The sequence below is a fragment of the Mucilaginibacter sp. Mucisp73 genome, assembly GCF_059491465.1.
Genome location: NZ_CP168507.1, coordinates 4,998,427 through 5,013,255, shown reverse-complemented (window position 1 = coordinate 5,013,255; position 14,829 = coordinate 4,998,427). Strand labels below are relative to the sequence as shown.

The following is a 14,829-nucleotide window of genomic DNA, read 5'->3' as shown; positions in this document are numbered from 1 at the left end:
CTCCCCGATATCCGAGCACACTTTGCTTTGGCGCATTATTGTTGTAATTTCGGCGCTTAATACAATATAATATAACGTGCTGAGTATCCTTAAAAAAGAAATAGTATCCTACCTCAGTTCGCTGGTGGCCTATGTTACCATCGGTGTATTTTTACTGGTGCTTGGCCTGTTTTTGTGGGTATTCCCTGATTCAAGTATACTGGAGTACGGGTATGCCGGGCTCGAAAGCTTGTTCAGCACTGCGCCGTACCTGTTCATGTTCCTGATCCCGGCCATTACCATGCGCTCCCTTGCCGAAGAACGTAAGGAGGGAACCTTTGAACTGCTGTTTACCCGCCCTTTAAAAGATTGGGAAATAGTGCTTGGCAAATACCTGGCTTGTTTATTAATAGTACTTTTTGCCTTGCTGCCTACGTTGGTCTATTACTATTCGGTAAGTACGTTAGGAATGCCGCAAGGCAATATTGATACCGGGGCTGTGATAGGCTCATACATTGGTTTGTTTTTATTAGGTGCTGTATTTGTGGGGATAGGCTTGTTTACCTCATCTATCACCAAAAACCAGATTATCGCCTTTACTATATCCGTTTTCCTGTGTTTCTTTTTTTACAGTGGGTTTGATTCAATCAGTCAGTTGTTATCCCTGCAGGATCTGGGCTTGCAAAATTTAGGCATAACCCAGCATTATGATTCGGTAAGCCGTGGTGTGCTGGATACCCGCGATCTGGTTTATTTCATCATCACCACAGGTATTTTTATATGGCTTACATTGTTTGTGCTGGCAAAGCAGCGTCAAAAAGGTTTAAGTGGTGCCGGGATGATCATTGTGTTAGGAGTTTTGGTTTTTGTGGGGATACTATCCTCATTTAGTTTTACCCGTTTTGATTTTACGGCCGAAAAGCGCTATACCATATCGCCCATTAGCAGGGAGATCATGGATAAGCTGTCGAAAAAGTTAAAGGTTGTGGTGTATTTACAGGGCGATAACTTGCCGGGCGGTTTTAAACGCCTGCAAAGTGCTACACGCGATATGCTGAGCGATCTACAAGCCTATAGTCACGGCAAAATCCAGTTTGAGTTTCGTGATCCGTTGAAAGGGTTAAACAACGATCAGCAAAACGAGGTGATCCAAAATATGGCTGCCGAAGGTGTTGAGCCAACCAACCTGAGTGTTAAAACCGATAATGGCGTATCGCAAAAGCTCATTTTTCCGTCGGCGCTGGTATCGGCAGATGGGAAGGATATTCCCGTAAAGTTATTGCTAAGCAGGATAGGCCTCTCGCCCGATGAAGTGCTGAACAACTCTATTCAAAACCTGGAATATGCCTTTTCATCGGCCATAAAGAAAGCTGTTAGCGGAGGCAGGCCACAAATTGGCTTTACCGAAGGGCATCACGAGCTAACAGATTTACAGCTGAACGATGCGATGAAAACCCTTGCTGAAGGTTTCCAGGTGGGCCGGGTTGATCTGAATGCTATCTCCTTTGCCGATCTGCAAAAGATCAAATTGCTGGTGATAGCTAAACCCGATCAAAAGTTCAGCGAAATAGAGAAATTCAAACTCGATCAGTACATCATGCATGGCGGCAGGGTATTGTGGACTATTGACCAGGTTAGCGCCGAACTGGATAGCCTTCGCGGGCATGGCGGCGAGCAGCTGGCATTCCCCAAACAGCTTAACCTGGACGATCAGCTTTTCCGTTATGGGGTCCGTATCAATTATGACCTGATTGCTGATATGAACTGCTCGCAAATTCCCATCAGTACGGGCAATGTCGGCGGACAGGCGCAGATCCAGATGCTGCCATGGCTGTATTACTCGGTATTTATTCCGCTAAGCAAACACCCTGTGGTGAAAAATTTGGACGGCATCAGCAGCGAGTTTGCAAGCACTATTGATATCCTCGATACCAAAAATGTAAATAAAACGGTGTTGCTAACCTCATCGCCCTATAATAAAAAGTTAACAGCTCCGCACATGTTATCATTGCAGGCTTTGGAGCAGGAACCAAATCCCAAAGATTTTCAAAGCACACCTAAAATAACCGGGGTACTGCTGGAAGGCAGCTTTGTAAGCGACTGGCAAAACCGTCCGCTGCCCGAAGGGCTTAAAGAGCAAGTTGCCATAAAGCAACAAAGCGAGCCTGCCAAAATGATAGTGATTAGCGATGGTGATATTTTAAAGAACCAGGTAGGCAGCGATGGTTCGCCTTATCCGCTGGGTTATGATCATTATACCCATCAAACCTACGGTAATAAAAACCTACTGCTTAACATAGCCGATTACATGACCGATGATTCGGGATTGATAGCCCTGCGTACTAAGGAGATCAAGATCCGCCTGCTGGATAGGGCAAGAATAAGGGGCGAGAAGGTGCTTTTTCAGTATGATAAATTCAATATTAGAATTGCTTTAAGCGAAAAAATGTACTGGCAGTTGGTTAACACCATTGCACCGCTGGTTTTAGTGTTAATATGTGCTATTTTTCAACATTATTTACGCAGGCAAAAGTATGCCCGTTAAATTTTCTATTTTTGATAGATTAATTACAACCATATGAGATTTATTGTTTCTACCTCAACATTACTCAAACAACTGCAATCGGTAAGTGGTGCGTTAAGCAGCAGTACTGTGCTGCCGATACTGGAAAACTTTTTGTTCGAGATAAAGGATGGGAACTTGACCATTTCTGCTACCGACCTGCAAACCAGCATGACCACCTCTTTACCGGTTGAGGCTAAAGAGAACGGCAGGATTGCTATCCCGTCGCGTATATTGTTAGAGACCCTGAAATCATTACCGGAGCAACCTGTTGCTTTTTCGGTTGATGATAAAACCTTCGCCATTGAAATTAATGCCGGCGATGGTAAATACAAACTGAGTGGCGAAAACGGCGAGGACTTTCCAAAGATCCCTGTTGTTGAAAACGCTTCATCAGTAAACCTGCCTGCTTCAGTTTTAGCCGAAGCTATCAACAAAACCATTTTCGCGGTAAGTAATGACGAGCTTCGCCCGGCTATGACAGGCGTTTACTGCCAGCTAACAACATCGGCCCTTACTTTTGTTGCTACAGACGCACATAAACTGGTTCGTTACCGCCGTAAAGATGCAAAGGCTGCAAGTACTACATCGTTCATACTGCCTAAAAAAGCTTTAACCCTGCTTAAATCATCATTACCAAGCGATGATGTAAATGTATCTGTTGAGTATAATTCCACCAGTGCTTTCTTCAGGTTTGGCAATATTAACCTGGTATGCCGCTTAATTGATGAGCGTTACCCTGATTACGAAGCGGTTATCCCTCAAAATAATCCTAATAAATTAAATATCGACAGGCTTACTTTCCTGGGCTCGTTAAACCGTGTGGCTATTTATGCTAACAAAACCACGCACCAGGTAAGGCTTAAAATAAATGGCAGCGAGTTAAATATCTCATCAGAAGATATCGACTTTGCTAACGAAGCCCACGAGCGTTTAAGCTGCCAGTATGAGGGCGAGGACATGGAAATTGGCTTCAATGCAAGATTTTTAATAGAAATGTTGAAGAATTTAAGTTGCGAAGAAGTATCTTTGGAAATGTCAACTCCAAACCGTGCCGGCTTATTGCTGCCACAAGGCGGAGATGAGAATGAAGATGTGCTGATGCTGGTAATGCCGGTGATGCTCAATAGCTATGCTTAAGTGTAAACTTAAATTATAAATCCAAAACTAAGTCCGGTATCATAAACCGGACTTTTTTTGTTCAGCACCCGATACCAAAAATTACAGTAAGCAGTTATAGCTTATAATTGTATATGAATATAAAGGTTAAAGTTTTATTGTTGATAGCCACGGCTGGTTGCTTTGCATCGTGCAAAAAAAACAACGATAAGCCCGACGCGGTGGATTCATCAACATCATCGTTAAATGTTATTAATGCTACCTTCAATAATGTTAACATTTACCTTAATGGTACAAGAATAAATAATACAACAACATTTTATCCGGGAGGCACGCTTGGGTATATTTCGGTAAAAGCGGGTACACAAAACTATTCGGTTAAATTAGATGGGCCAAATAACCCCAATCCGTTGTTTAGCCTGCCTTTAACTTTAAGTAAGGATTCGGTGTATTCATTTTACGTAGCCGGTAATACGGCCGATCAGGTTTTTAAAACTACAGATGTGTTGGTTGCCGATACAAATAAACAGGCAAAGATCAGGTTTGTAAATGCTTCGCCAGATGCCGGAAATATAAGCGTGCACTTTGAAGGTACAACAGCTGCCCTGGATACCCCAAAAATGAAAGATCTGGGTTTTAAAAGTACTTCAACTTTTTATTTGGTAGCGCCCGGGGAGCATAATATGGCGCTGCATTCGGCGGCCTTTCCGGGTACCATTGTAAGGGATACGGTATCACTAAGCGCCGGTAAGATATACACTTATTACGGTTACGGCAATAAAAGTACAGGCCTGGCAACCGGTTTGTTCATCAATCAATAATTACATTAATGGTTAATAAAAATAAAAGCAAGGTACTGGTTTCGTTTGTTATAGCTGTGCTATGCGGACTTTTCATCTGTGCTGTTTCTTCATGCGGTAAAGGGGGCAATGCATCATCAGTAGGCCTCAATACCCAGTTTCAAATCGTTAATTTAAGTCCCGATATCCAGCCGGTATACCTTTATCAGCATTTTATCAGGTATAATACCACTACCTATACTTATCCAAACAGTTCGGGATATTTTTACCTTTCAACACTTGAACCGCCATTGCAGTTACGTACAGCTACCGCGGCGCCGGTTATTTTGCTTCAGTTTGATACTACGCTTAAAGCCAACAGGAAATATACCATGTTTATTACCGGCTTCCGAAAGGATAGTTCGTTTGTTAGCTCATTTATACTATCTGATAGTACCGGTTTGCCAGCTATAGGTAAAGGAAAAGTAAGGTTTGTACATACTTCACCCAATACATCAGCCCTGGATCTGCGGGCTAATGACACCCTTGTGGTTAGAGGTACCACCTTTAACAAGGTATCTAAATACGTTGAACTTACTGCCGGTAATTATAACTTTACTATTACCACTACCCGAACGCCCACGACAATTGAAACAACCCTGCAAAATGTAACTATACAGGACGGCCGCGCCTACACCATTTATACCAAAGGTATTGTTGGCAGCGCCGACTCATTGGCCTTTGGAGCGGGGGTACTTACTAATAATCTGCTTAGTAAGACACTTCAGTAGCGGCGTTTTGTTTAATATTTATATTTTTGGGCAAAATTTTAGCCTGTGGAAGTAATAAAAAGCATAATCGACTTTATACTGCATATTGACAAGCACCTGGTACAAATAACCAGTGCTTACCAGGGATGGACCTACCTGATCCTTTTCCTGATCATATTTGCCGAAACAGGTTTTGTAGTAACCCCTTTTTTACCAGGCGATTCACTGTTGTTTGCGGCTGGCGCGTTAATAGCCGGTGGTAGTTCGGGTTTGGATATCTGGCTGCTGGGCATCATATTAATTGCCGCTGCCTTTATCGGTAATACCGTCAATTATCTTTTAGGCAACTATTTAGGCCCTAAAGTTTTTAAAGAGGAAAATAAGATCCTCAAGCTGGAATACTATCTTAAAACCAAAGCTTTTTTTGATAAACATGGCGGGAAGGCGGTGATTTTTAGCCGTTTTATGCCTATTATCCGCACTATCGCACCTTTTGTGGCCGGTGTTGGCAGGATGCCTTTTTTAAAGTATAGCCTTTATAACATCGTCGGCGGTGCATCATGGATCATTGTGTTCCTGTTTGCGGGTTACAAATTAGGGCAGGTACCGGTGATAGCTAAAAACTTTTCGCTGGTAGGGGTGATCATCATCCTCATCTCGATATTGCCACCCATTTTTGCCGCTATAAAAAGCCGTAGCGCCAAGGTTTCTGAGGGGCAATAAGAAACTGTTTCAATATTTCAAATATCAAAAGCCTGTGCAGGATATAATTCCCGGCACAGGCTTTTTGTTTATTAAACAGGATGGTGGTTTATTCAATCGCCATCGGTAACCACTACATTAAAGCGATGACTTCTGGAAAACGGCGTTTTAGATTTATCTGAAAATCCGGTTACTTCAAGTTCAATGGTGTAACTTCCGGCCTCGTGCGTTTCATGTATAGTACCGGCGTATCCACCTTGCTTTGCCGCCGACAGGATACTCCCGCCCTTTATGTGCGGCAAAAGATCCTCCTCCGTCAACCGCTGCCTGTAAAGCAGATCGAGCTTCGCCAAATCGGGATGTTGTATAGTGTCCATTGTTTCTTCAGGCAGCTTTATGTTTTTAAGATCTGATGCATAAGCTTTAATTGCACTATGCTGACTTAGTTTGGGACGGGTAACCAAAGCACGTATTTGTTGTCCGGTTATCGGCTTTCCATCATCCGTTAAATGTGCATGATAAGTAATAGGCTGTCCTTTGCGTACAACAGCAGGGGCATCAACTGTAAGCTGAAGCGGAGCGGCATTGCCTGAAGGTGCGTATTCAAAGGCACCGCCTGTCAGGCCCTGCGGGGTTGTACCGCCATACATGATCTGGATATACCATAGGCCTACCGCCGGGTTAGGAATGTTAAATACCACATAGGCCCCTCCCTGTAAGGTAGGCATTGGTGTAATTACCACGCCGGCCGGCGTTACAAGTGTTACACTTAATTGATTAAGTCCGGGCTGGCCGTTTGTGAACGTATAATTAGGATCACTCCATACAACCGAAAACTGCCCGAGATCGTTGCCTGCAGATACGGTGGCCGGAATTAACAGGTAATCATAGGCCTGGGCTACTTTGTATCCGTTTGCAAGTAATTGTGCAGCAGGAGTTTGCGCCCTGATCTGGTTGTAAATTTGCATCATATTGAAAACATAGGGGGCATAATAATACTGGCCGCCGCTCTGGGTTGCAATTTGCTGCATTAAGTTTTGGTCAGACGCCGGCCCCATTGCACATGAATATACGGGAGGGGTGCCGGCAGGTAATGGCAGGGGATTGGTGCCGCAGTTTTGATAACCGTCAGAAAGCAGCACCAGGCCTTTATTTACACCGGCAGGAGCACTTGAAAGCATATTTACAGCGATTTGAAGCCCTCCTCCCATATTGGTGCAGCTTCCGGTGAAACTTAGGTTTTGTACAGCTGCAGCTGCTGTAACCGGTACGGTAAGGTTTTGATCAACCTGTGCCAGGTTATAGGTTACTCTTCCGTTGGTGTCGTAGGATGCCACGCCAATATAATCGCCAGGGAGCGCATTGTTCAGGAAAGCTTTGGTATCGATGACTGTGATTGCGACATAATTTGAAGTTGTCATGCTATATGAAGTGTCTACCACAGGTATAGCGACAACAGGTGTTGAAGTTGGCATGGCTTTATGAATTAAAAGAATGTGAAACATTAGTTGATTGGAGAAGCTGACCGCATGCGGTATTGTATTTAAGTGAAAGTATGGTAAGCTGAGTAGCCCATACAATAAAGCCGGCAAGTATGGCGGCTGCTTCCAGGCCTGTTACTATGGCTATTACTTTACGAAGGATCCAGAATAAGGCATACCATCCTGCGGATGTCAGCACAAACTTGATAATGGTCCACATAAGTCCCTGTTGATATATTACACCTACAAAACCAATAGCGGCTGTGGCGCTGATTGCTTTTCCGGCCATTGAGCTCATGGCATTCATTACCGTTTGATTTGCACGGAGCAGGTTATAAATACGCGTGGCGATATTGCCGGTGGTAGGTGCCAGCCCCACAGCCTGAAGGAAACCTACAGTAAGCGCAAAGATGAATTGGATCCACCAGAGCGTACAGTCTGATTCGGCGCCTATAGCCCCTTCGTAAACGAGCATGTCTGCCTTTACACCATGGTAAATAATACGGGTTATGCCATTGGTATCGGTGCGGGTAAAAACGCGGGACAGGTTGGCATTTTCGTCGAACATTTGCCGGGCTTTTTCATAAGCGTTATCAAACTGCTGGCGAAAGCCTTCTGTTGCCGGGCCTCCGTTTTTACTGCCGAACCAATCTTCAAATTGTGCCCAGCTTTCCTCTTTATGATCTTCGGTAAAAACTTTGGGCTGGCTGGCAAATAGGATGTCAGTAGGCGGCGGTACAGGCGTTTCTACGTTTTGATTGAGATAAATAGCGTTGATGGATTGTGGGATACCCAAAAGAGCGATCTGCTCGGTAGTTAAAACGTTTACGGTTTGGAGCTGCTGCACGGCACCGTTATCCAGTTCAAGGGTTGATTTGTCGGTTGTATCTATCGGCGGGTTAACGGTGAAATCAAAATTTGAAATTAAACGGTTATCGGTTATCACGTCATTGTACATCCATTGAACAATTTCTGATTGTTCCAAACATACATTCCAGATGCGCAGGTTTTGGATAGAACCGCCGAAGTTGTCGATGATATTTCCGTTCGAATCATATTGGGCGCCTACGAGTACATGCCCGTTTGGAACCGCGGTAACCGGCGAAGGAAAATAATCGATAGCCTGAAGGTTGCCGTTTACGTACAAGCTAAGGGCTTTAACATCGCTATCATAACTTAGTGCAAAATGATAATAGCTTAGCGGCAAAACCGAGGCTGCTGATGCTAAAGAAATACTGTCGCTGTTACGCTGGCCTATAACCTGGTTGTTTTGATAGCTTACTTTGTATTCCCATGCGCCGTTCAAGCCATAACTTAACAGGATACCGTTGCTGCTGCTGCCCGGGAAGAACCAGCCTTCAATGGTATAAGGGGCGTTTCCGGGAATGCTGTATTCGGGAAAGGAGCCGCAATCAACATAACCATCCGCTCCCAGTACAACAGATGGAACGTTGAACGCGTATTGTACATTGTTTTTGAAATTAAGGGCTATATTATTTCCGGAACTGTCTACCCCCGGCATTTCCGAAAAGTCGCTGTAAAATATAAGGTTAGGATTTTGGACAGCGCTATAATTATTCACCTGTACCGAATCATTAAGGATATCTTCAGCGTCGCGCACGCTATTCCAGATCATAATCCTTCCAAGCTGGCCCTGTAGGTACCAGATCGGGCTACTCTGCTGCATTACAGCCCCCAGCAGCATATTGGTACCGCTTGCAGGCAGTGTTCCCGAAAAGGTGCTTTGCGCAACAGCCACGCCATCAACATAAAGCGATAAGCTGGAAGTTGTACCATCAAATACAGAAGCCAGGTGGTGCCATTCGTCGACAGTGATGGGTAAAGTCGATTTGATCAGATACGGTGCGATGCCTACATAGGCGTAAACATAACCGGATTCAAGAAATAATTGGTATTGTCCGCCAACCGCATTGTCAACATTGCCAACTACGGATTGAAATCCGTTAAGGCTCGACACGTTTACCCAGGCCTCCAGGGTAAAGGAGGTTAAATTGTTTAGTACGGTTGGTGTACCGCAATCTACATAAGCGGTGTTTCCGAGTTGCAGCACACTTGATGCCCATCGTGGTGCTAAAGTTAAATTTGCCATAAGATGATAGTTTATAGATGTAAATATTCAGTGATATAAAACGCCAGTCACTCGATATGGCCTCCTGTTTATTTAATTCTCTATTAGGTTTAGGGCTTGTGGCTAAAAGGGGAGGTCAAATAAACTTCCTGATCGATTTAACTAAGTTAGGAGGGTTGTAAACCGGGTAATAGCGTATAAATACCTAATGGAAAAATTGCGTATAAATACCATGATAACGGGAAATGAAGCAGATGAGGCAGGAATATTTTTAATGATTGATTATGCTGCCATGTTACGATTGTTTCAGATAAGAAAGGTGATAACCGGCGTTATCCTTTTCGCTGTTTTCGTGGAGCTGACACGGAGAATATAAAGAAGGCAGGGGAAGGCTGCCGGGTTTGATCGTTAACTATTTTATTATTAATGCTTTGCCTGATCGGTAAAGCATTTCTTCTTGCCGAAGCTTTGCCTTTTGTTCGATGCTTAAAGGCTGTGCGATAAGCTTGTTCAGGTCGGGCTGCCCTGCATCAACCCAGGCCGAATACCAGAAACTACCCACGGAAAGAATAGATGCCCGCATTTGCCTTGCCACCATCCCCTTCAGTATTTTGTGATAAGTCAGGCTATAGGCCACGGAGTAATCGGTAATTTGCTTTTTGCCATGTTGTACCAACGCGTACTTTTTGTCCTGCGGGTAGGTTTTGTTCAGGATGCGCTCAAAACGTAAAACTGTATCAACGCTTTTGTAAGTAGCCTTGCATATACGGAATGCTTCGTTCAACGGGTTTTCAATATACCGGGCCTTGCCAACGTAGTAATTATAATGATCGGCAAATAACTCAGGCAGGCGGCTTTCCCAAAGGGCATGGATGCCGGTTTGCCCCGTAAGCTGGCCGTTGTAGTTTTGGGTTAGGTGCAGCGGTACGTGCGCATCGGCAATATAATGCCCTAAATAGGCAGATGCATTGAGGATAGACGTTGTATCATGGGCTTTGAAAGCTCGTACCAGCCTGTAATACTGGTATTGAATGGTCCAGGGAACAGTGCCGTATTTAATGATGGTATCTTTTGAGTATTTGGCAACGGCATCCTTCCATTTTTTAGGCATAGCCTCAAAGGGTTTTTTGCCATAACGGTCAGCATCAAAGAAATGGCGTGGCGCTTCTGATGAGTCAACATAGCGGCGTTTGTCGGCACTTACGGCATGTTCGGTTATATAATCGATATTGGACTTGTAAAAACCAGACATGGCCTTCGGTAATGTGAAAACTGCCAGCCGGTTAATACGATAATGTGCAAAGAATCCCCATGATGAGCATAACATGATTAAACAGGTACCAGTTATGCTTAAAATTATGCGGCGGTTCATGAGGCAAAGATGCAATTAAAGGGGGAGTTTTAAGTTATACTTCTCCCTTAATTGGCTGCTTACCTTATTGGCTTCATCAATAATACTCTCCGGGAAACCGACGCCTTTTAAAACCGCGATGCCATTTCGGTTTTTGAGTAATCCCTCTTTAATTTTATAATCAAATACCAAGCGGTCATCGCCAATCACTTCCTCAAAAGAGAAAACTTTGTAATCGCTGCCTAATAATTCGGCCAGTTCCAAATCGTGTGTAGATACAAAAACGAAGCTTTGATTGTGGATAAAGTAGCTTAGTACGGCTTTCGCGGCGGCTATCCGTTCAATAGTATTTGTACCCCTGAAAATTTCATCAATGATTACGAGGCTGTTTATGGGTTTGCTGGCAATGGTTTGTGCCACTATATTTTTAACGGCTAAAGCTTCGGCCTGGAAATAGCTTTTATTATCGCCCAAATCGTCGGTCATATCAATGCTGGTAAATATTTTGAGCGGAGGAGCCTGGTATACTGTAGCAAAACTGGTGTTAATGGTTTGCGATAGCAAAGCGTTTATAGCAATAGCCCTGATAAAAGTGGTTTTACCCGACATGTTGGAACCAGTTACCAAAATGCCTTGTGTATTATCTATAGCGATAGAATTTGACACGCAGTTTTCAATAAGCGGGTGATAAAGATTTTTAATAATGATATGGGTATTGCCGGTTGTAAGTTGAGGTTTGCAATAATGAGCCGCGCCATCACGTACCGATTGGATGGAAATGGCAACATCAACCTCAGCCACCGCTTCATAAACAACTTTAATGTCACTAAGGTATTTGTTTACCTTGGTGATGGATTTTATAAATACCAGCGGCTCAATAAGCAGGAACATTTTTAACCATTCGGTAACCAGGTAGTAAATATCGGTAGGGTCAATAGCGGCTTTATTTTGCAGGGTGATATAATTTAACGAATTTTTGAGTTTGCCCATATTAGCCATACTGAGGCGGGTACTTTCATCATCCCTGAGCAGAGCGTGGTTCTTAAGCCAATTTGATACCTTGAATAAAACCAATAACTGCGGTAGCGAATGTGTGTAGTTCAGCATCTGGGTTTTATTACTGTAATGAACAACTACATTGGCTATCATTAATACCAGCAATAGCAAGAGCATAAACTGGTTGGGAACAATAAAAAGGCTAAATGCCACTCCAATGATCAAAAACGGCGCTATGCTGATATAAAAATTGCCAATTGCTGGAAACATGGAATGATGCGGTTTCTTAAAAAGCTCCGGTAAGTAGTAGGCATCACTGTTCCCTAACTCAGATAATTTAAGCTCGGCTGCCTCTCTCAATTCTTTGTCGGCGGTGACATTGCCGATCCGCTGTTCAAGCGTTTCAAAATACTCTTCTGAAATTTGCGGGGAGTGTAATTGCTTATATAGGTATTGTTGCCCGGGTTTTGAATTGGTACGGTCGATAAATTCAAATACGCTGTCGATGTCAAGGTCGGTGGCAGTATCGGCAGAGATCCCGCTTGAGCCGCCATAAGCTGTAAGGTAGGTGCTGACCGGTTTGAAATTTCTGCTTGCAATTATGGGTTTGCCCCAGCGTTCTTTTATTTCGGTAAGTTTCTTTTTTTGTTGGGTTTTGTTTTTTAAATAGCTTATTAAAATAAATATAAAAGGCAGCAGTATTATAATAATGATCCAGTATATCATGTTTAAGTAGTATTAATAAGCCACTGTGTTTGCTAATTAGATAATACCCGCGTGCAATTGTTTCACCGATACTAAATAATGTTGATCTTACAGTTTCCCCGAATAAACCTTCGTATCGTAATTAATAACGATAACGCCATCCTGCTGAAATTTATCAAAAAGTGCATGCAAATCGTTGATCATTGGCCCGTACCCCTCATCGCCACGTGCAGGCATGTATGATGACGACAGCAGCCTACCTTTTAATCCTTCAAAATCAAATACCTGTTTATTGGCGAATATTTCCAGGTGAACGGGTTGCGGCTTAAAGAAAGCAGCGATATGTTCGGTATCGATATTGCGGTGATCAACCTTTATGTAATCGCGGGCATGTTTTACGATGAGTTTATCGTATTCCTGTTCAAAGGCCGAGGTTGTTTTTCTTTCATTCCAGATGAGGGCAACAATGCCATCCGGTTTCAGGATTCTTTTAAATTCAGCACAGGTTTTTACGGCATCAAACCAATGAAAAGCCTGTCCGGCTATAATAGCATTAATGCTATTACTCTCGGTGCCGGTATTTTCTGCAGTGCCGTTTCGGGGGATAAAACCGTTATATGAACCGAGTAACTCGATAGCTTTTTCGCGCATTTCCAAATTTGGTTCAATGGCAATTACCCGGTAGCCTTTTTTCAGGAACAATGCGGTAGAGATCCCTGTACCTGCACCAATATCGGCAATGAGCTTATCCTGTGTTAAGCCGTAAGCGTCATGTAAAAACTTAACAAGTTCGTCGGGGTAGCCGGGACGGTATTTTACATAATCTTCAACCCGGTTGCTGAACCTGGTGGTGCTGTTGGTAACCATAAACGCAATAGTTTTAATTAATAGTAACGCAGCAAAAATCATTGTGTTGTATAAACACTTCGTGAATGCGGGGTTAACAGCTTGTTAATTTGAGAGGTCTTCACATCTTAAGGGTTCAGGTAATTAATCACATTATCAACCTAATCATCCTGAAATATAAATCAAAAAACCACTTGCATATTAAATTTAATCGCTCTATATTTGCAGTCCTTAAAATAAGTAGAAAAGAATAACAAGCTATACGAGATGGCAAATCATAAATCATCATTAAAAAGAATCAGGGCAAACGCTGCGAAGCGTCTGCGCAACAGGTACCAGGCTAAAACAACCAGGAACGCTATTAAGAAATTAAGAAACACTACTACCAAAGCCGATGCTTCTGCACTGTTGGGTAAAGTGATTTCAATGCTTGACCGTTTAGCTAAAAAGAACGTTATTCACAAAAACAAAGCTTCGAACAATAAATCAAAGCTTACTAAATTTGTTAACGGCTTAAGCTAATCTCAGCTTTTAAAATATACCGAAGGGGATAGTGTACCAACGCTGTCCCTTTTTTTGTTTGGCGCTTTTTCATACTTTAATGCCGTGGAAAACTACGAAAGCAAGATCAGTATTAAATCATGGGCTGAGGAAGATCGCCCGCGTGAAAAACTAAGCGGACAAGGGCGCCGCGCCCTTACCGATGCCGAGCTGATCGCCATCCTTATCGGCTCGGGCAGCCGCACCGAAAGTGCGGTTGAACTGAGTAAACGCATCCTGCGCCATTATGATAACGACCTGAACAAGCTTGGTAAGGCTTCGATAGCCGAACTATCCAAGTTTAAAGGGATAGGAGAAGCCAAAGCTATATCTATTATTGCCGCGCTGGAAATCGGCCGCCGTCGTAATGAATTTGAATCGGGTGTCATTGAGGTGATCACGTCAAGCAGGGATGGTTACAATATTATGCGCCGTCATTTGATGGACCTGAACCACGAGGAATTCTGGATCATACTATTAGGCCGTTCCAACAAAGTATTAGGGAAGGAGCTGATCAGTAAAGGAGGTTTGTCGGCTACGGTATGCGACCCGAAGATCATTTTTTACTCGGCCCTGCAATACCAGGCCAGCGGGCTCATACTGGTGCATAACCACCCATCGGGTAATCTGAAACCCAGTAACGAAGATATCCAGCTCACCAAAAAAATAAGCGCCGCCGGCAGGATGCTGGACATGGGTGTGTTTGATCATTTAATTATTACCGATGCCGGCTACTTAAGTTTGGCCGATGAAGGGTTGATGTAGTTTTAATTTGAAGATTTGAAAATGAGGCGATTTGAAATTGACCTAACATTTTCAAATCTTCAAATTGGATTAATTTTTAAATAAAATACCTTTTACCTTTCGCCTTTAACCTTTCAGCCTAAATCGTATCTTTGCCGATTATCA

12 protein-coding genes are annotated in these 14,829 nt (G+C 43.3%); 7 read left to right on the top strand and 5 right to left on the bottom strand.

Annotated elements, in window-relative coordinates:
* Positions 1-76: 76 nt before the first annotated feature.
* The 5 genes from gldG to ACEN82_RS20575 all read left to right on the top strand — a co-directional run bounded on the left by gldG (position 77) and on the right by ACEN82_RS20575 (position 5,933).
* Positions 77-2,524: a gliding motility-associated ABC transporter substrate-binding protein GldG gene (gene gldG / locus ACEN82_RS20595; protein WP_413321830.1), complete on the top strand. Its 2,448-nt coding sequence runs from the start codon at positions 77-79 to the stop codon at positions 2,522-2,524.
* Between the two features lie 33 nt (positions 2,525-2,557).
* Positions 2,558-3,682 (top strand): DNA polymerase III subunit beta, encoded by a 1,125-nt coding sequence (dnaN, locus tag ACEN82_RS20590; protein ID WP_176625032.1) that lies wholly within the window; start codon positions 2,558-2,560, stop codon positions 3,680-3,682.
* A 113-nt stretch (positions 3,683-3,795) separates the two neighbouring features.
* Complete coding sequence (locus ACEN82_RS20585; protein ID WP_413321829.1) at positions 3,796-4,482, top strand: DUF4397 domain-containing protein; 687 nt, start codon at positions 3,796-3,798, stop codon at positions 4,480-4,482.
* An 8-nt stretch (positions 4,483-4,490) separates the two neighbouring features.
* Positions 4,491-5,231 carry a DUF4397 domain-containing protein gene (locus tag ACEN82_RS20580; protein ID WP_413321828.1) on the top strand — a complete coding sequence of 247 codons (741 nt, stop codon included), beginning with the start codon at positions 4,491-4,493 and terminating at the stop codon, positions 5,229-5,231.
* 45 nt (positions 5,232-5,276) lie between these two features.
* Complete coding sequence (locus ACEN82_RS20575; protein WP_354486936.1) at positions 5,277-5,933, top strand: DedA family protein; 657 nt, start codon at positions 5,277-5,279, stop codon at positions 5,931-5,933.
* Between the two features lie 92 nt (positions 5,934-6,025).
* On the opposite strand, the gene ACEN82_RS20570 is transcribed toward ACEN82_RS20575, so the two are convergent.
* The 5 genes from ACEN82_RS20570 to ACEN82_RS20550 form a co-directional block, all read right to left on the bottom strand.
* A complete protein-coding gene (locus ACEN82_RS20570) occupies positions 6,026-7,387 on the bottom strand; it encodes a vWA domain-containing protein (RefSeq protein WP_413321827.1) in 1,362 nt (453 codons plus the stop codon).
* Between the two features lie 4 nt (positions 7,388-7,391).
* Positions 7,392-9,503 (bottom strand): LamG domain-containing protein, encoded by a 2,112-nt coding sequence (locus ACEN82_RS20565; protein ID WP_413321826.1) that lies wholly within the window; start codon positions 9,501-9,503, stop codon positions 7,392-7,394.
* Between the two features lie 391 nt (positions 9,504-9,894).
* Entirely contained in the window at positions 9,895-10,854 is a 960-nt protein-coding gene (locus tag ACEN82_RS20560; RefSeq protein ID WP_413321825.1) for a zinc dependent phospholipase C family protein, read from the bottom strand.
* Between the two features lie 15 nt (positions 10,855-10,869).
* The gene (locus ACEN82_RS20555) at positions 10,870-12,555 is read right to left on the bottom strand and encodes a MutS-related protein (RefSeq protein WP_413321824.1); all 1,686 of its coding nucleotides are present in this window, start codon (positions 12,553-12,555) and stop codon (positions 10,870-10,872) included.
* An 87-nt stretch (positions 12,556-12,642) separates the two neighbouring features.
* On the bottom strand, positions 12,643-13,401 hold the full coding sequence (locus ACEN82_RS20550) for a class I SAM-dependent methyltransferase (protein ID WP_413321823.1): 759 nt from the start codon (positions 13,399-13,401) through the stop codon (positions 12,643-12,645).
* Positions 13,402-13,647: 246 nt separating this feature from the next.
* Here ACEN82_RS20550 and rpsT point away from each other — a divergent pair, with 246 nt between their 5' ends.
* Together rpsT and radC are read left to right on the top strand one after the other, a co-directional pair.
* A complete protein-coding gene (gene rpsT, locus ACEN82_RS20545) occupies positions 13,648-13,902 on the top strand; it encodes a 30S ribosomal protein S20 (RefSeq protein ID WP_090529771.1) in 255 nt (84 codons plus the stop codon).
* Between the two features lie 84 nt (positions 13,903-13,986).
* Positions 13,987-14,685, top strand: a complete 699-nt coding sequence (gene radC / locus ACEN82_RS20540) for a RadC family protein (protein WP_413321822.1) — start codon at positions 13,987-13,989, stop codon at positions 14,683-14,685.
* Positions 14,686-14,829: the final 144 nt, after the last annotated feature.

Bases quoted from the DNA above. Each gene is read 5' to 3' on its own strand.
- ACEN82_RS20560 (WP_413321825.1), bottom strand. From the start codon at position 10,854: ATGAACCGCCGCATAATTTTAAGCATAACTGGTACCTGTTTAATCATG.
- ACEN82_RS20555 (WP_413321824.1), bottom strand. From the start codon at position 12,555: ATGATATACTGGATCATTATTATAATACTGCTGCCTTTTATATTTATT.
- ACEN82_RS20550 (WP_413321823.1), bottom strand. From the start codon at position 13,401: ATGGTTACCAACAGCACCACCAGGTTCAGCAACCGGGTTGAAGATTAT.
- ACEN82_RS20570 (WP_413321827.1), bottom strand. From the start codon at position 7,387: ATGCCAACTTCAACACCTGTTGTCGCTATACCTGTGGTAGACACTTCA.
- ACEN82_RS20565 (WP_413321826.1), bottom strand. From the start codon at position 9,503: ATGGCAAATTTAACTTTAGCACCACGATGGGCATCAAGTGTGCTGCAA.
- dnaN (WP_176625032.1), top strand. From the start codon at position 2,558: ATGAGATTTATTGTTTCTACCTCAACATTACTCAAACAACTGCAATCG.
- rpsT (WP_090529771.1), top strand. From the start codon at position 13,648: ATGGCAAATCATAAATCATCATTAAAAAGAATCAGGGCAAACGCTGCG.
- ACEN82_RS20585 (WP_413321829.1), top strand. From the start codon at position 3,796: ATGAATATAAAGGTTAAAGTTTTATTGTTGATAGCCACGGCTGGTTGC.
- ACEN82_RS20580 (WP_413321828.1), top strand. From the start codon at position 4,491: ATGGTTAATAAAAATAAAAGCAAGGTACTGGTTTCGTTTGTTATAGCT.